The sequence below is a fragment of the Flavivirga spongiicola genome (genome assembly GCF_030540825.1).
GTDB lineage: Bacteria > Bacteroidota > Bacteroidia > Flavobacteriales > Flavobacteriaceae > Flavivirga > Flavivirga spongiicola.
Genome location: NZ_JAUOEO010000001.1, coordinates 883,463 through 901,040 on the forward strand (window position 1 = coordinate 883,463; position 17,578 = coordinate 901,040).

General features: G+C 32.6%; 15 protein-coding genes and 1 tRNA gene. 7 read left to right on the forward strand and 9 right to left on the reverse strand.

The annotated features are described in order from the left end of the window. Positions 1-135: 135 nt before the first annotated feature. Together Q4Q47_RS03225 and Q4Q47_RS03230 are read right to left on the reverse strand one after the other, a co-directional pair. Positions 136-2,724, reverse strand: coding sequence for a T9SS type A sorting domain-containing protein (locus tag Q4Q47_RS03225; protein ID WP_303305217.1), 2,589 nt, complete (start codon positions 2,722-2,724; stop codon positions 136-138). A 674-nt stretch (positions 2,725-3,398) separates the two neighbouring features. Next, positions 3,399-3,473 (reverse strand) — tRNA-Pro (locus tag Q4Q47_RS03230). A 220-nt stretch (positions 3,474-3,693) separates the two neighbouring features. Here Q4Q47_RS03230 and Q4Q47_RS03235 point away from each other — a divergent pair. After that, positions 3,694-4,161: a hypothetical protein gene (locus Q4Q47_RS03235; RefSeq protein WP_303305218.1), complete on the forward strand. Its 468-nt coding sequence runs from the start codon at positions 3,694-3,696 to the stop codon at positions 4,159-4,161. A gap of 214 nt (positions 4,162-4,375) precedes the next feature. Here Q4Q47_RS03235 and trxB read toward each other — a convergent pair whose 3' ends face one another. Then, on the reverse strand, positions 4,376-5,326 hold the full coding sequence (gene trxB, locus Q4Q47_RS03240; protein ID WP_303305219.1) for a thioredoxin-disulfide reductase: 951 nt from the start codon (positions 5,324-5,326) through the stop codon (positions 4,376-4,378). A 521-nt stretch (positions 5,327-5,847) separates the two neighbouring features. On the opposite strand from trxB, the gene Q4Q47_RS03245 reads away from it, so the two are divergent. The 3 genes from Q4Q47_RS03245 to Q4Q47_RS03255 all read left to right on the forward strand — a co-directional run bounded on the left by Q4Q47_RS03245 (position 5,848) and on the right by Q4Q47_RS03255 (position 9,440). Next, positions 5,848-7,386 (forward strand): arylsulfatase, encoded by a 1,539-nt coding sequence (locus Q4Q47_RS03245; RefSeq protein ID WP_303305220.1) that lies wholly within the window; start codon positions 5,848-5,850, stop codon positions 7,384-7,386. A gap of 154 nt (positions 7,387-7,540) precedes the next feature. Then, positions 7,541-8,326 carry a PhzF family phenazine biosynthesis protein gene (locus tag Q4Q47_RS03250; protein WP_303305221.1) on the forward strand — a complete coding sequence of 262 codons (786 nt, stop codon included), beginning with the start codon at positions 7,541-7,543 and terminating at the stop codon, positions 8,324-8,326. Positions 8,327-8,486: 160 nt separating this feature from the next. Further along, positions 8,487-9,440 (forward strand): bifunctional helix-turn-helix transcriptional regulator/GNAT family N-acetyltransferase, encoded by a 954-nt coding sequence (locus Q4Q47_RS03255; RefSeq protein WP_303305222.1) that lies wholly within the window; start codon positions 8,487-8,489, stop codon positions 9,438-9,440. A 111-nt stretch (positions 9,441-9,551) separates the two neighbouring features. On the opposite strand, the gene Q4Q47_RS03260 is transcribed toward Q4Q47_RS03255, so the two are convergent. The 5 genes from Q4Q47_RS03260 to Q4Q47_RS03280 form a co-directional block, all read right to left on the reverse strand. Continuing rightward, the gene (locus Q4Q47_RS03260) at positions 9,552-10,274 is read right to left on the reverse strand and encodes a hypothetical protein (protein WP_303305223.1); all 723 of its coding nucleotides are present in this window, start codon (positions 10,272-10,274) and stop codon (positions 9,552-9,554) included. 1 nt (position 10,275) lies between these two features. After that, a complete protein-coding gene (gene yaaA, locus Q4Q47_RS03265; RefSeq protein WP_303305224.1) occupies positions 10,276-11,034 on the reverse strand; it encodes a peroxide stress protein YaaA in 759 nt (252 codons plus the stop codon). Between the two features lie 28 nt (positions 11,035-11,062). Next, positions 11,063-11,719 carry a VOC family protein gene (locus Q4Q47_RS03270; protein ID WP_303305225.1) on the reverse strand — a complete coding sequence of 219 codons (657 nt, stop codon included), beginning with the start codon at positions 11,717-11,719 and terminating at the stop codon, positions 11,063-11,065. Between the two features lie 171 nt (positions 11,720-11,890). Further along, positions 11,891-12,928 carry an RluA family pseudouridine synthase gene (locus Q4Q47_RS03275; protein ID WP_303305226.1) on the reverse strand — a complete coding sequence of 346 codons (1,038 nt, stop codon included), beginning with the start codon at positions 12,926-12,928 and terminating at the stop codon, positions 11,891-11,893. A 52-nt stretch (positions 12,929-12,980) separates the two neighbouring features. Continuing rightward, on the reverse strand, positions 12,981-13,535 hold the full coding sequence (locus Q4Q47_RS03280; RefSeq protein WP_303305227.1) for a PASTA domain-containing protein: 555 nt from the start codon (positions 13,533-13,535) through the stop codon (positions 12,981-12,983). Between the two features lie 235 nt (positions 13,536-13,770). Here Q4Q47_RS03280 and Q4Q47_RS03285 point away from each other — a divergent pair, with 235 nt between their 5' ends. The 3 genes from Q4Q47_RS03285 to Q4Q47_RS03295 all read left to right on the forward strand — a co-directional run bounded on the left by Q4Q47_RS03285 (position 13,771) and on the right by Q4Q47_RS03295 (position 15,762). Continuing rightward, a complete protein-coding gene (locus Q4Q47_RS03285; RefSeq protein WP_303305228.1) occupies positions 13,771-14,745 on the forward strand; it encodes a D-alanine--D-alanine ligase in 975 nt (324 codons plus the stop codon). 91 nt (positions 14,746-14,836) lie between these two features. After that, the gene (gene coaD, locus Q4Q47_RS03290) at positions 14,837-15,292 is read left to right on the forward strand and encodes a pantetheine-phosphate adenylyltransferase (protein WP_303305229.1); all 456 of its coding nucleotides are present in this window, start codon (positions 14,837-14,839) and stop codon (positions 15,290-15,292) included. Continuing rightward, positions 15,289-15,762, forward strand: a complete 474-nt coding sequence (locus Q4Q47_RS03295) for a hypothetical protein (protein ID WP_303305230.1) — start codon at positions 15,289-15,291, stop codon at positions 15,760-15,762. Before coaD ends, Q4Q47_RS03295 begins: the two co-directional genes overlap by 4 nt. Positions 15,763-15,950: 188 nt before the next feature. Here the strand turns inward: Q4Q47_RS03295 and Q4Q47_RS03300 are convergent, their stop codons facing one another. Then, on the reverse strand, positions 15,951-17,573 hold the full coding sequence (locus Q4Q47_RS03300) for a SulP family inorganic anion transporter (RefSeq protein WP_303305231.1): 1,623 nt from the start codon (positions 17,571-17,573) through the stop codon (positions 15,951-15,953). Between the last annotated feature and the right edge of the window lie 5 nt (positions 17,574-17,578).

A 17,578-nucleotide genomic window follows, 5' to 3' on the forward strand; every position in this document is an offset into this window, starting at 1 on the left:
TGGTATTATTTTATATGTTATTCTATTAATGAATTGTTCTTTGATTATTATTCCAAATAACTTTTTTAATCCTCAGAGCTTTTTAATACCCTGAGAATTAAACCAGTTTAAACACTTCTTATTTAAAGAACATTCTTATTTACTAATAACAACTTTTCCTACAATAAATTTCTCATTAATTTTTACCCTGTATACATACAGACCTGAGGACAAACTTGAAATATTATATGTATAAGTTGATCCTAATTGGCTTGAAGTATTTAATTTAATACTTTTTCCAAGCATGGTTGTTAACTCCAATTCCTTATTAAACTTGCTCCCTTCACCCAGCTTTAGATTTAAAATATTCTGATTGTATGGCTGAAATATCATTAAAGCAGGATTTTCTAAAGCAATTTCTCTTGCTGTACTTAAAGATGACGAGCTAAAACCTGTTTTATTATAAACTGACACTTTATCTATATTGAGATTAACATTATCCCACCAATACACCCTAACCACTATATAATCATTTGATATATTTGTTTCATTGTATTTTAGTGCATTGTATTTTACACTGAAATATTCATATTTAGCATCATCTGACAATGGAAATTCTCCTAATTCGACATCTCTAGAAGATATGACGGTACTAGTGTCTATATTATATACTTCTATGGTTGCAACCTTGGTAGCAGATTGTTTTATATAAGCATTAACATCAACTTTCATCTCTACTGTAGCCACGGAAATACTATCGTTGCCTAAGTATGTTTGTGGTACAGGTCCATAAATAACATGTGCAGCATTATGGCTTGCTGTTGTTAACCGGATCCCTTCAGCAATAGCATCATGTCCAGATGCTTTAATTATGGTATCGTTCTCTGTTTCAAATTGTTTAAACTCAAAGCTTTTTGATGGTTTATTTACAATATCTTTCATAGAAGTCCCTTGTGGAAAACCTATCCGTTTAACCCCTTCAACACTATACTTCCCTCCTGCTATTGAACCAGTAATTCCTCCTCCTCCTTCTTGTCCTATGGTTCCAAAAGGTAACATGCCGCCACCAATTTCTAAACAACCTAATTGTGTACATATACAGTGACCGGTAGCACCATTAATATCTGGCAAAACCGTATGAAATAAATCACCAATATGTGACATATGTATAGATTTACCCACATCGAAAGAAGCATTGGAGCTCAAAGTATACGATTGTCTAGCCCAAGCAAACTCATCATCTCCAGATGTTGCTCCTGTTAAATCTAGATCGGGATTAATATATCGCCATTTTTTAGGTAAATATATCTGATCTTTTATTCTATATTTTACATCCACATGCTCATCTCTACCCTTTTCATAGAATGTTTCATTTGGATAAATATAATCAGCTAAATTTATTTTAGAAGTGAAGTCATTTGCATATTTTGTTATAGCAATTCCATGAATAATAGACCAATGGCCCATTTGAGGAAATCCAAAATCAGGGTTTCCAACTTCATTATAATATTGATATGTCCTATCAAAATAAGGCTTATCGCTATAAAATTTATACCCCATTAACAAATAAACTGGCCTACGAATACCATCTAAAAAAAGCATATTTGTATTACACCAATCCTGATCATAGACCCCATCTGGATCCCCTAGTTTTTTTACCAAGGCCTTACTCTTAACAGTCATCAATGTATCCCCTGAAACTAATTCTTCAATAGGAGCATTATATTGTCCCCAAGGTTGCCGGTTTACTGTTGCACATTCACTCCACCACTCAAAATCAGGATCACTCCCCGCATTAGCTTCATCAATACTATACCAGTTACACGCATCTTTAAGACATATATCATTCCCTTCATTTAAGGAAGAAGGAATTTCATAATGTTCCGCTCCAGCATATCCTATAGGCCAATCACCATCTCCTTTTTCTCCTATAGCCAAGAAGTTATAAGGACGAGTCCCCTCCTTTTGAACAAAATCCAAACTATCTCCATCAAGCCCATTTAGCAACCACAGTCCGTTTAACTTTCCATAAAACCCTGTTTGATCTATCCATGCTATATAATATTTACCTACAAATATTAAATCTCTCTTGTTTGGCTCGTCGTACTCATGCCCGTTGTCATTATCAAACCCTAACCCATTAATAGCTTCTGTTATCAAACTTGTTACATGACCTATTGAGCTCTCACTTTGATTTGTAATAGGAGGTGTTCCTACTAAATGTTTATTTGTAGTAAACTTAATTTCACTTATTGTTATTTTTCTTTCATCATACCATGTAAATTTTGGCTGTATGACATGGTCTAACCTTCCATGTAAAGAAAAATGAAGTTCAAATTCTTGAAAAGTATCTGAATTTGAAAATTCATTTTGCCAAACAGTTTTAGAAGTTAAAACTTCACTCGCTGTAACATCATACACTTCCATTTTTCCTATTTCATTTACTCCTGAATTATTATCAATTTTCATAGTAAAATACACTTTTCCACTACCCTCATGCAATTTTTTAGTACGTGGCCCGTCTATCATGACACCAGCACTATGCGAACTAGGGTCTGTCACCCACCAATCAGCATTAGAAACATCTGCATTTCCAACACCATGGCATAAACTAGAAATATCACTATAGGTGAATGAAATTTCAGCATCATTTAAGGCTGTACCATAATCATCGCAAGGTCTTTGCCCAAACAACGATTGACCAGACACAAAAACAACAAATAGGCAAAAAATATTTCTTTTCATAATACATTTGTTTTATCACCAAACTAAACCGCTTTAGTTTTCTTACAAAATATAAATTATTTTTACTGAAATAAGTTCTATGTAATAAAAAAACTAAACTTTTTAAGTTATCTTATAACATAAATATAGTTTTACAACTAAAGCGCTTTAGTTTAATAGTGTAAATAAAAATCAATTATTTGAGATATCCAAATAAAAATTATAAATTCTTTATTTTTAAAGAATTTCATCACTATTTTACGGCATTTGCTCGAGGAAAAAATAAAATATTTACATAACAATACAGACCCAAAAAAGATTCTGTTCAAATAGTTCAGATGAACCATTGATAACGGAAATCCGTTCTATTAAAAATAATACAACCGTTTACTATAATTCTAGCATAGATGGTGACCGTTTTTTCTCTTCCCTTTTACCTGTCGAAAAAAAATCTTAAATGTGGAAGTCTTCATTTTTCCTTCGTTTTTAAGTTAATAAATCCTTGAAACGAAAGTTAAATCACATAGAGAGCGTTGCTCTCTCTAATAAATATGTCTAGTCCTAAATAACCGATGGGTAGTGAATAGGTCTCTTTTTAGTTGCTATCAACAACCAACCAAATGAATTTTACAAAAATTAAACTTCTTAAAATCATTTAATTAGATGTTTTTTGATATCAAATGATATCAGTGTTGTCGGGATGACAGGATTTGAACCTGCGACCACACGGCCCCCAGCCGTGTACGCTAACCGGACTGCGCCACATCCCGTTTTAATTTGGCAAAAATAAAACCTTATTAAAATATATACAATTTTATGGGCTCATTATTATAAAAACTTATAACGCTAAATCACATATATTGTATCTTCTAAACTAAACACATTTTATACTTATATGAAGATCTTCATGTTAAATATAATTTTAGCCTACAAATAGTTTATACGTGTTTTTTTGTAACTTGTAGTAATTTCATTTAAATCCTATATATTATGAAAGCACTTCTTCTTCTTTTTATATCGACATCTCTTTTTATTTCTTGTAAAAACAACGCTGAAACTGTCCCAAAAAAAAACAATATTGAAGTTACAGATAAATCTCCCTCTCTTGAAGGAACATGGGAAATTGTTAGCTATTTAAATTACAAAGAAGATAGCTCGGTAGACACCATAAAATCCTCAGCTAATACAAAACAAATTAAAATGTACTCTGCCACTAAAGTCATGTGGAACAGGTTGCGAACTTCAGATTCCGTTGAATGGTTTGGTTATGGCGATTATAAGATTGAAGATGGTCAGTTAATTGAAGTTCTTGAATATGGCTCTAAATCAATGAACATTACAGAAGATTCAAATGAATTTATATTTGATATCATTTTGGAAGAAAACACCTTTACTCAAATTCAAATGGATAGTGAAGGGCATCCTATTTTTGCAGAAAACTATAGACGCTTAGAATAAAAAAAGCCTAGTGTCATGTCAAGTCTAATATTCCGGTTAAGTCGCCGTTGTTTTTTGAATTTTGTAAAAGGAGAAAAAATGAGCATAGCCGTAGCTACGTGCACTTTTTATCCTAAAGCAAAAACGAAAAAGAACAAGACTTGGGCTGGACATAGTAGGGTTGACATGACACTTGTTATAAAAAAATAACTAGGCTATATAAAAACAGTATTTATTAATGCTCCTTAGCTGCTAAATAACGCTCAGCGTCAAGAGCCGCCATACAACCAGTTCCTGCTGCTGTAACTGCCTGTCTGTAAACATGATCGGCAGCATCACCAGAAACAAAAACACCATCAACATTAGTTTTAGATGTTCCAGGCACATTAATAATATAACCCGTTTCGTCCAAATCTAAAAACTCCTTAAAAATATCTGTATTTGGCTTATGACCTATTGCTGCGAAAAATCCAGTTGCAGGAATGTCATGTTTTTCATTAGTTTTATTATGAAAAACTCGAACTCCTGTTACGACTTGTCCATCACCCAAAACTTCTTCTGTTTCCGTATTATATAAAATCTCAATATTTTTCGTATTCTTCACTCTTGCAGCCATAATTTTAGATGCTCTAAACTCATCGCGTCTAACTAACATAGTGACTTTAGTACATAATTTTGATAAGTAATGTGCTTCTTCACACGCCGAATCACCAGCCCCAACAATCACCACTTCTTGGTTTTTATAAAAGAAGCCATCACAAACAGCACAAGCAGAAACACCGCCACCTAGTTTTAAATATTTCTGCTCAGATTCTAAACCTAAATATTTTGCTGCAGCTCCAGTAGATATTATTACAGTATCACAATGAATTTCTTTAATGTCATTAACCCATACTTTATGAACATCACCAGAAAAATCTACTTTAGTTACCCAACCATCACGTACATCTGTTTCAAAACGTTCTGCCTGTTTTTGTAATTCAATCATCATTTCTGGTCCAGTCACACCCTCTGGGTAGCCTGGAAAGTTCTCAACTTCATTAGTTGTCGTTAATTGTCCTCCAGGTTGTGTTCCTTGATATAACACGGGAGACATATTTGCCCTAGCCGCATAAATAGCTGCTGTATAGCCAGCTGGCCCAGAACCTATAATTAAGCACTTTATTTTTTCTATTGTATCAGACATAATATTTATAAAATTTAATTAAAACAAAAGTAGAATTTTTGACTTAAAACTTGCATAGAAGTTATTAACAGTTGTTATAACTCTATATGCAAAATCTATAATGATTTTATACCTCGCTATCAAGCTCAATATATCTAAAAAAAGAACCCCTCAAAACACTGAAGTTGTAGAGAATAAGAATGTTTTAATATTACGCAAACGCATCTTCTTTACCAGGTACTATATAAAAAATACTTTTAACTGTACGTTTTTAATTTTTCATATCAAGATTATTAAACAGTTTAGCCTAATATATATTTTGTACTTAACATCTGCTTTAATAAGGAAAATACATTGAAGCTCAAGAAATAGGTAACGGAATTTGGAAGGTATTTTATAGAAACGTATTTTTAGGTTTCTTTAGTGAAAAGTACATAAAAAATAAACAGGTATCAATAGGCTAAGTCAAAATATGGTGCAAACTATGTCTCTTTAACTTTGTAAACTATCTGCCTTAACGAACATTTAAAATCTAAATAGGGATGAAGTATAGATTTCTGTTATACCTTTTTGTTATTTTTAATATTGCGGCATGTAAAACTGAAAATACTGATAATTTCGGACCTAATATAATCTTGATTTCGGCAGATGATTTAGGTTGGTCTGATTTGGGTTGTTATGGTAGTGAAATAAATACTCCGAATCTGGATAAGTTAGCAGAAGAAGGTATGCGATTCACGCAATTTCATAATACCTCTAAATGTTTTCCGTCACGAGCAAGTTTAATAACCGGAGTATATGCACATGATTGTGGGTATGATACAACATTTAATAACCCTATTAAAAATGCAGTGACCATAGGTGAAGTATTGCGCGAAAAGGGGTATTTAACTTACTGGAGTGGGAAACACCACGGAAAAGAGAACCCAATAACCAGAGGATTTGACCGTTATTATGGACTTAAAGATGGTGCTTGTAATTTTTTTAATCCGGGAGCGCAAAGAGAAGGTGAAGCAAAACCAGCACAAAAAAACCCAACAAGAACTTGGTGTATTGATAGCATGATGCATTACGGTTACACACCTAAGGAAAAAGATTTTTATACTACCGACTACTTCACCCATTATGCTATCGATTACATGAAAGATGCGGCAGAAAAGAAAAAGCCGTTTTTTCTTTATTTAGCTTATACAGCACCTCATGATCCACTAATGGCATGGCCTGAAGACATAGCAAAATATAAAGGCAAGTATGATTTAGGGTATGGACGTATTAGGAATGCCCGTTATAACAAACAACTAAAAATGGGGTTGATCGATAAAGGCTATGCACTTTCGAAACCTACTTTTAAGCCTTGGGATACACTTACTTTAGATCAAAAAGAGTTTGAAGCAAAAAAAATGGAAGTATATGCAGCTATGATCGATCGTATGGATCAAAATATCGGTCGGGTGTTGGATGAATTAGAATCTTTAGGGCAATTAGATAATAGTATTATTCTTTTCGTATCGGACAATGGCGCTTCGTCACAGGTGGTTAATTTAAAAAATGATAACGACGATGGAAAAATTGGTGGTATTGACCGTTGGATTTCCTTAGGGCTAGATTGGGCAAATGTTAGTAATACGCCATATCGATTTTATAAAAACTATAGTTATGAAGGTGGTATCAATACGCCATTAATTGCTTGGTGGCCCAACAAAATTAAATCTAATTCATTTTCGAGCTTCTCCGGTCATTTTATCGATATAATGCCAACTATTATAGAGATAACTGGAGCAACATATCCAGATTATTTTAACAAACAAGACATTACACCGATGCGAGGCATAAGTTTATTGCCTATACTGGAAGGAAAAGAGGCTAAAAGAGATAAACCAATATTTTGGCAATGGAAAGAAGGCAGGGCTCTACTGCAAAATAATTGGAAGATTGTTAAACATGGCATCGATAAGCCATGGGATTTATATAACATTGAGGAAGACCCTACAGAAACAAACAACCTTAATAACATGTATCCTGATAAAATAATAGAATTAGATAGTATGTTTATAAACTGGATTTCAAAATATAACAACTAATATTTGTCAACAATTTGTATAAGTAATGTAAAAAAGCACTAAATATCAAAGCTCGTAGTACACTAAATCTTCTTGACGACTTGAACGAATATTAATGTACAGTCTAGCTATACTCATAAAATTTACGATTGACCCCAATTAAAAAAACTACAAAATGACATTAAACTATTACCAAATAGATGCCTTTACCGATAAAATATTTGGTGGAAACCCAGCTAAAGTTGTGCAATTAAATACGTGGCTGGAAGATAGATTACTCCAGAATATTGCAAGAGAAAACTCGGTTGATGCGACTGCATTTTTTGTCAATAGTGGAGACGTTATTGAATTAAGGTGGTTTACACCAGATTTAGAACTTGATTTATGCGGTCATGCCACGCTTGCAACGGCTCATGTTTTAAAAACAATTTTAGGTTATGATAATACCAAAATAACTTTCTATACTAAAAGTGGCCCACTGTATGTGCACGTTGAAAAAAACATGTATGTCATGGATTTACCTCAAAGGAATCCTCTCAAAACTGAATTACCCGATTTTATAAAAGCATCGCTTAACAAACAACCAAAAGAAATTTTAAAGTCAAGAGATTACATTTTAGTATATGAAAACGAAAATGACGTAAGGAATATTAAGATTGATAAAAACAAATTTGATCAAGGAAATATTGATCCTGGAGGTGTAGCGGTTACCGCCAGAGGAAATGATTCCGATTTTGTATCAAGATTTTTCATTCCGCAAGCAACAATCTTTGAAGACCCTGTAACGGGTTCTGCTCATGCCTCATTAATTCCCTATTGGAGTCATGTTTTAAATAAAAAAGAGATGACAGCAATTCAGCTATCGGCTCGAAAAGGAAAGTTATTTTGCACAAGTAAAAAAGATAGGGTTTTAATAGCAGGAAAAGCAAAAACCTATTCAGAGGGAACCCTAAGAATATGAAATGATTTATTGAAAAACCATATCTGACTTTTTAGATTTAGATCTCGTTAGTAATCTTAAGAAGATTACATGTCATTTCATAAAACTTCAAATATCCATCAAAAAATTAAAAAGTTTTAATATATTAGTAACCAGTTACGTATTTAAATACATATTTTTAATGAACTTTGATAAAATTGGTGAAATGGCATTGGGTAGTAGATTAAGAACCTTAAGTGAAAAGGTTACAAAAGATGCCGAATTAATTTATGCACTTTATAATGTAGAGTTAAAACCCAAGTGGTTTCCTGTATTCTATTTTTTATCCAATCAGGAAAAAGGAAAACCTATTACTTCAATAGCTAATGAAATTGGACATTCTCATCCTTCAGTTATTAAAATAGTTCGTGAGATGTCAAATAATGGATTGGTTTTAGAGCAAAAAGATAAAATGGACGGTCGTATAAATAATATTCTTCTGACCAAAAAAGGAATCGATATATCAACAAAAATTGAAGCACAATATACCGACGTTGAAAATGCAGTAAAAGACACACTAAAACAGACAAAACATAATCTTTGGCAAGCAATTCAAGAATTTGAATACTTATTGAGCGAAAAATCACTTTTCACCAGAGTTATAGAACAAAAAAAAATTAGAGAATCATCTAACATTGACATTTTAAATTATTTACCAGAACACCATACTGACTTTAAAAAACTGAATGAAGAATGGATTAACTCATATTTTAAGATGGAAGATGCTGATAGAAAGGCTCTCGAGAATCCAAAAGACTACATATTGGACCGAGGAGGTGAAATATTAGTGGCTGTTCAAGGTAAAACTGTTTTAGGTGTCTGTGCTTTACTTAAAATGCAAGACGACGACTATGACTATGAACTAGCCAAAATGGCTGTTTCTCCAAAAGCGCAAGGTAAAGGTATTGGGTATTTATTGGGAAAAGCTATTATAGAAAAAGCTAAATCATTAGGAGCTTCTAACTTATATCTTGAAAGTAACACGATTTTAAAACCTGCCATATCATTGTATGAAAAGCTTGGTTTTCGAAAAGTTGCGAGTCATTATACACCTTATGAACGGTGTAATATTCAAATGGAACTTAAGTTAAAATGAACAAGGTCTTAAGCGGACTTAAATTCTATTCCTAAAACCACATACAATGGCATATTTAGTTCATTCCTATATTCATTTGTACTTAGAATACCCTTAAGGTTTTTCCAATATTCAAAAATCAGTCAAAAGTTTTTCAACTTCGAATATAGTTCCTCTATAAATGCGTTTATTAACCTTTGTCATATGCTGGGATTCTGTATGCACATCTTCTAATACCTCTTTAGCTTGGTCTTTTTTACCTCTACTTAATAAAAACTTCGCGTATATCAAACGTTCATCATAAAAGGAATAGCGAATATCTATTTGTTTTAAGTTTTCTTCAGCTTCCTCTAATTTACCAACCCTTTCTAAAGCCAATCCATATAAAAATTGCGCTCTCGATTTTTTATATTCTGAATGATCTTTTATTTTCTCAGCATATAAAATAACAGTTTCGCAATCTTCAATATTAAAATACGCTTCTATTAATTGCTTAATGACATAAAAGTCATTTTGCGAGCTATCATCCAAAGCTTCTAAATAATGGGGAATGGCATTATTATAATCCTTTATTTCTAAATAAGCATCTGCTAAATTCACTCTATTTTGATACGATTCTGAGAATTGAAGCTGCTTTTCTAAACCCCTTACCTTTTTTGTTGGGTTTATGATATGCGTGATTTCGTTTGTTATTTTCTCAGCATCACGTTTGTTATAAACCTGAGTGATTAAATAAATAATACAGCCAATAACCGGAATAAAAAATATTAAAAAAGCCCAATAGTAGGGGTTTCTATTTTTATAAAGATGATATAGGCAAAAGGCCTGAAGTGCAATGCTTAAGTAAAACGCCATATTATCTAATAAAAACTAAGTCGGTTTCTGAAGACATAGGTTCGCTAAAGTTATAGCCCTCGTAATTAAAGCCTTTTACATCATCTAAAGTATTGGCATTAGTATCAATGATATAACGCGTCATATAACCACGTGCCAGCTTAGCAAAGGTCATAATAGTTTTATATTCACCATTTTTAAAATCTTTAAAACTTGCTGTAATCACAGGTACTTTTAATGCTTTGGTATCTATAGCTTTAAAATATTCATTGCTGGCAAGGTTTAAAAATAATTCGTCAGCTTCTAATTCCTCATTTAAAGCCTTTGTAATTTGCTTTTTCCAAAACTCATAGAGGTTTTTATTTTTTCCAACAGGGAATTTAGTTCCCATTTCTAAACGGTATGGTTGAATTAAATCCATTGGTTTTAGTATCCCGTATAAACCAGAAATAATACGAACGGTATTTTGTAGCGTAGTTATTTTTTCTTCTGGAATATTGTAAGCATCTATGCCCCTATACACATCACCACTAAAAGCATAAACTGCCTGGCGTGCATTATCTGCTGTAAAAGGCAGTTGCCAATCTTGATTACGTTGATAATTTAATTGGCCTAAAGCATCAGAAATACGCATGAGTTTTGATAAACTTTTAGCTGACTTCTTTTTAAGTAATTTATTTAAACGTTCTGACTGAGCCAGAAACTGCGCCTCGGTATGTATCGTTGTTGGTAATTGACTTTCAAAATCAAGAGATTTTGCTGGTGACAGGACTAATTTCATTAAAGCTATTTTTTTTTAGATAACTAAATTACAATAATTCTTTTATTTCTCCATTTTCAAAACTAAAGTTATAATCTCCTCTAACAATAAAATTTGAAGTAAACGCTTCCTCTTGGGTAGGATACCATTTTTTTAGAGTCTTATTTATTAAAATAAATAAGCCTTCATCATTTCCCAAAGCACAAAAACGCATCAGATTACCACTAAAAACAGGAATGTTTTTCATGTTATTTATTGAATTATAAACCGTTTCAATATTTGTAGTAACAATACCTATTTCACTTATTGATAAAATACTTTTAGAAGCAAAGGATGTATGACTATTAATCTCTAAATTTTTTCTCGCAATAAATTCTACAATGTTATTATCTGAGTCATAAAAATAGACAGCTTTAGCATTCCAGCTTGTGAAATTTGATATCAAGTCATGCCCGTAGGGTAATATTTGCACACGTTTTTGCAACCATAATAAAGCGTCTTGTTCTTGATTTGATGGTATATTAAATGCAAAATGGGAAGCATTAACCGCCTTTTTATCATGCTGAAAAGACAATATACTTGCTCCTGTTTTAAATGAGATCTTTTCTTTTAAGTCTAATATCAGTTCAAATTCTAAAACATTTTGATAAAATTGCTTTTGCTTCTGAATATTCGCTGTAAAAAGAATGATTTCTTTAATCTTCATACTTCAAATATAAGCTAGAAACCCCTATTTTTTGTAATTGATAATGATATAATTTATATGTGAATAGGGTGTATTTATGTGTTTACGAAAGGTTAAATTGGTATAATATTATTTATTATCAGTATTCGAAGAAAAAGGAATACATGTGTTCCCTGGATTTAAAGAAAACCACTACTCCAATTCCTGATTCTTAGTATATGCTTTCCATTTTTCAATACACTGCTGCATATCATCTGGAATAGGCGTATCAAATTGCATAAATTCGCCTGTTTTTGGGTGTACAAAACCCAAAGTTTTGGCATGAAGCGCTTGTCGTGGCAATACTTTAAAGCAGTTATCTACAAACTGTTTGTATTTAGTAAAGGTGGTTCCTTTTAATATCCTTTCGCCTCCATAACGAGCATCATTAAAAAGCGTATGCCCAATATGTTTCATATGCACACGTATTTGATGCGTACGCCCAGTTTCGAGTTTGCAAGATACCAAAGTGACATACCCCAAACGCTCTAAAACTTTGTAATGGGTTACTGCAGGTTTCCCTTTGTCAGCTTCATCATCTAGAAAAACCGTGTTTTGTAATCTGTTTTTCGGGTGACGACCTATATGGCCTTCAACAGCACCTTCGTCTTCCTCTATATGCCCCCATACAATAGCCACATACTCACGTTCACTGGTTTTTTTAGCAAACTGCAATGACAAATGTGCCATCGCTTTTTCGGTTTTGGCAACGACTAAAAGCCCGCTAGTATCTTTATCTATTCTGTGTACCAATCCCGGGCGTTCACTGGAATTATTTGGTAAATTATCAAACCGATGGATTAAAGCATTTATAAGCGTCCCCGAATAATTGCCATGCCCTGGATGCACCACCATACCTGCTGGTTTGTTAACTACCAGAAGTTCGTCATCTTCATAGATCACATCAATTGGAATATCCTCACCTACTAATAAATTTTCGTGTGGTGGGTGTGTAAACAACACACGAATACGATCTAAAGGTTTTACTTTATAACTTGATTTTACAATTTCGTCATTAACAAAAATACTACCGTTTTTTGCTGCTGCTTGAATTTTGTTTCTAGTAGCATTTTCAACAAAATTCATTAAATATTTATCTATACGTAAAGGTGCTTGCCCCTTATCAACCGCAAAAGCATAATGCTCGTAAAGGTTATCTTCATCAGGTAATTGCGGTGTATAATCGTCCATTTACAGTAACATTAGATATAATAATAAGTAGTAATAAAGTAATCCTCTAATTTTAAGGCCTTTTACCATTACCTAAAACCAAATCTATTTTTGAAGTTTTTGCTAGCTTGTCTCCTTTATTAATAGCTTTCCTTTTATAACGCATTTTTAATACGAGGTCTTTACCTATATTGTTTTCGTAGGTTATTTTACCAACTCGAAATCCTAAGGCTTCCAACATTGGTTTAGCTTGCCTAAAGGTACGTTCTTTTAAGTCTGGAACTTGTATTTTTCTGTATCCTGATGGGTTGAGTGTTAAATATATTTTTCTATTCTCCTTAACTTTTGCTCCAGCGGGTGGTTCCTGTTCGATAACTGAAAACTTAGGATAATCTGGATTAAAATTTGCTGAATCTTGAATTTGCATCACCAAATTATTTTCTTTTAATTCAATATCTGCAACACTTATGGATTTACCAGTTAAATTGGGAACCGTCTCAAATTCGCCATGATTTGTTGAAGATTTCAACCATTTAAGCATAATAAAACATAATACAAATACAGCAACTAGTGCTAATAAAACTTGTTTTAAAAATGTTTTACTGGTAAGAAATTTAAATAGGCTCATTTGTAAATTTTTCGATAAGGCAAATATATAAAAACAGAACTGTTTTTTCTTTTGCAATATATATGATATTTTAGCCTATACCTATTTAGACATAAAATATCATTTTAAAATCAATGTTATTTTTATGCTTAGACTGGTACAAACTTATAATAAATACGTTTTATTATAAGTTTTTAGACTTGTAAAGTTAAAATAATAAGATTCTCTTCTTCAAGGGAATGACAAAATAATATTAATGAAAAAAAATATTGCCATCATTATGGGAGGTTTTTCAAGTGAATATGAAATCTCTTTAAAAAGCGGAAATGTTGTTTATGAAATGCTAGATACCACAAAATATAATGGGTATCGCATTCATATATTTAAAGACAAGTGGGTATATGTTGATGCTAATAATGTTGAATTCCCTGTTAATAGAGATGATTTTTCTGTTCGAGTAGCTAATCGCGTTATTACTTTCGATTGTGTGTTCAACGCTATTCATGGTTCCCCTGGCGAAGATGGATTTATGCAAGGGTATTTTGAATTACTTAATATACCCCATACCAGTTGTGGTATGTATCAAGCCGCTTTAACGTTTAATAAACGTGACTGTCTTAGTGTTTTAAAACCTTATGGTATTAAAACTGCAGTGTCTTTTTATATAAATCTGGGTGATTCTATTAATGAAGATCAAATCATAGATAAAGTAGGCTTGCCTTGTTTTGTTAAAGCTAATAAAGCAGGAAGTAGTTTTGGAGTCACTAAAGTACACAAAAAGGAAGACTTACAAAGTGCTATAGCTATTGGTTTTAAAGAAGATGATGAAATTATAATTGAGTCGTTTTTAGATGGCACTGAAGTTTCTGTTGGGGTGATTACTTACAAAGGCGAAACCAAAGTATTACCCATCACTGAAATTGTAAGTGAAAATGATTTTTTCGATTACGAAGCCAAATATTTAGGAAAATCTCAAGAGATAACACCAGCTCGGTTAAGTAAGGAAGAAGAAAACAAAGTAAATAGGCTTGCTAAAAAAGTATATGAAGTTTTAAAAATGAAAGGTTTCTCACGTTCTGAATTTATTTTTAAAGATGGTGAACCACATATACTGGAAATAAATACAATTCCTGGGTTAACTAAAGAAAGTATTTTACCACAACAAGCCGCTGCTGACGGTATTTCGTTAGTGGCATTATTCGATAATGCTATTGAAGAAGCCTTAAAATGAGTATAATTAATACTAAATCAAACATTTACGCGTGGTTAATTAAAAAACAAAAAGACTATGCAAATTAAATAAAATTTGTAACTTTAAGAACATGAAACGAGCCATATTCCCTGGATCTTTTGATCCAATCACATTGGGGCATTATGATATTATAAAACGTGGTGTTACTCTTTTTGATGAAGTAATTGTGGCTATAGGCGTAAATGCCGATAAAAAATACATGTTCTCATTAGAAGAACGAAAACAATTTATTGAAGAAGCTTTTGCTGATGAACCAAAAATCAAGGTTGTTATCTATAAAGGATTGACAGTAGATTTTTGTAAAGAAATTGGGGTAGAATTTATACTACGTGGACTTCGCAATCCGGCAGATTTTGAATTCGAAAAGGCTATTGCTCATACTAACCGTGACCTGGCGCCTATTGAAACTGTGTTCCTTTTAACATCGGCGGACACATCCTATATAGCATCATCTATTGTAAGAGATGTTATAAGACATCATGGAGATTATACGAAACTTGTACCTAAAAGCGTGAAAATCAAATGAAACTAATCTGGACAACTAGTTTACTTTTTTTAGTCATTTTTAATAGTTATGGCCAAAAGACCTTAAACAACAAAGACAAAGAAACTATTACATTTGAAATTAAGCAAATGTTTGACAATTACCATAATGATATCACAAAAAGTGGCTTAGTAAGTGAGTTTAAATATTTAGATGATTCTTCAGATTTTTTTTGGGTACCACCAGGTTACAAAGAAACATTAAGCTATGATACTATAAAAAGTATATTAACTGAGAATTCTAAAATCATTGACTTTATCGAGTTTTCTTGGGAAAGTATTAAAATTTACCCTCTAACAAAAGAAATAGCAAACTATTCGGGCATTGTAAAATGTGTACAAGTTGACGCCGATCATAACCCAGTAACGTTTAAAATAATTGAATCTGGAACATTGATTAAACGTAAAGATGGCTGGAAATTCTTAAGCGGCCAATCAAGAAGTCTGAACTAAAACAAGACTAAAAGTAGTTGTTGGTTGTTGGTTGTTGGTAAAAATAAATTTTTAACTTTTTAACTTTAAGTGCCTAAAGTTTCTGAACATTTCCACTTTTAATAAAAACAATAACTTTAAGTTCACTTTAAGTACTTTTAACTTTTAACTTTTAACTTTTAACTTTTAACTTTTAACTTTTAACAAGGCTACAACTTATATTCTGAAAGCCCTTTGGTAAATGCCTCAGGGTTTTCTGCTAAATGGTAACGTGGATCGTCTATATCTTCAATAATAACTTCTCTAAATTTTGGACTAGATTTGTATAATAAGATTTTACAATCTTCACTTAAATGCTTTAGCCTTATTGTTTTCCCTTCAGCTTCATATTTATGAACTAAATTAAAAATAGCTTCGATGGCAGAATGATCACTTATTCTCGATTCTACAAAGTCTACCTCTACGCGTTGAGGATCATTTTTAATATCAAATTTTTCATTAAAAGCTATTATAGATCCAAAGAATAAAGGACCCCAAATTTCATATACTTTAGTACCATCTTCACGCATACGTTTTCTAGCTCTAATACGTTTTGCATTTTCCCAAGAAAACACCAAAGCACTTATAATAACACCCGCAATTACTGCAATTGCTAAATCGAAAATAACAGTAAGTGCAGATACCGCTATCAAAACGATAACATCTGTTACCGGAATTTTATTTAAAATTCTAAAACTACTCCAGGCAAATGTGCCTATAACCACCATAAACATAACGCCTACTAAAGCAGCAATTGGTACTTGTTCAATAAGCCCAGATGCGAATAAAACAAAAATTAATAACATTAATGCTGCAACAATACCAGACAATCTACCACGTCCACCGCCTTTAATATTAATAAGCGATTGCCCGATCATAGCACAACCTCCCATACCACCAAATAGTCCGGTAACAATATTAGCTCCACCTTGTGCCATACATTCTCTATTAGTGTTTCCTCTAGTGTCTGTAAGTTCGTCAACAAGATTTAATGTCATTAAAGATTCAATTAATCCAATGGCTGCTAATATCAAAGCATAAGGACCAATAAACTTTATAGTTTGCCAATTAAATGGTACTTTACTGAATATATCTGTTTGAAATTGTGGCAGGCCTCCTTTTAAACCTTGAGATTCACCTCCACTTCCGTCTACAATAAAAGATTTAACTGTTGCCACATCCAAATCACCAAAAATAGCGATAGCGGAAACCACTAAAATAGCAATTAAAGCTTCTGGTAATTTTTTAGTTAGTTTAGGTAAACCAAACATAATTGCCATAGTTAAAACTACAAGGCCTAACATAATCCACATTTGGGATCCGCTAAACCAATCGCCATTAACATCCTTAAACATTTTTAATTGTGCCAAAAAGATCACAATAGCCAAACCATTTACAAACCCCATCATAACCGGATGCGGAATCAATCTTACAAATTTTCCAAGTTTTAAAATACCCGCGAGCATTTGTATAACTCCCATTAAAATAACCGTGGCAAATAAATAATAAAGACCAAGGTTTTCTCCTTCTGCTCCAAAAGCATTTCCTTCTGCAACTAAACTTACCATAACAACAGCTAAAGCACCAGTTGCACCACTAATCATACCTGGACGACCACCAAAGATAGCCGTAATTAAACCAATCATAAAAGCAGCGTATAACCCCACTAAAGGATCTACACCTGCAACAAAAGCAAAAGCTACAGCTTCAGGCACTAAAGCCAATGCTACTGTTATTCCACTTAAAATATCATTCTTGGCATTTGCTGCACGCTTTCTAATAAATTCAGTCATGGTTT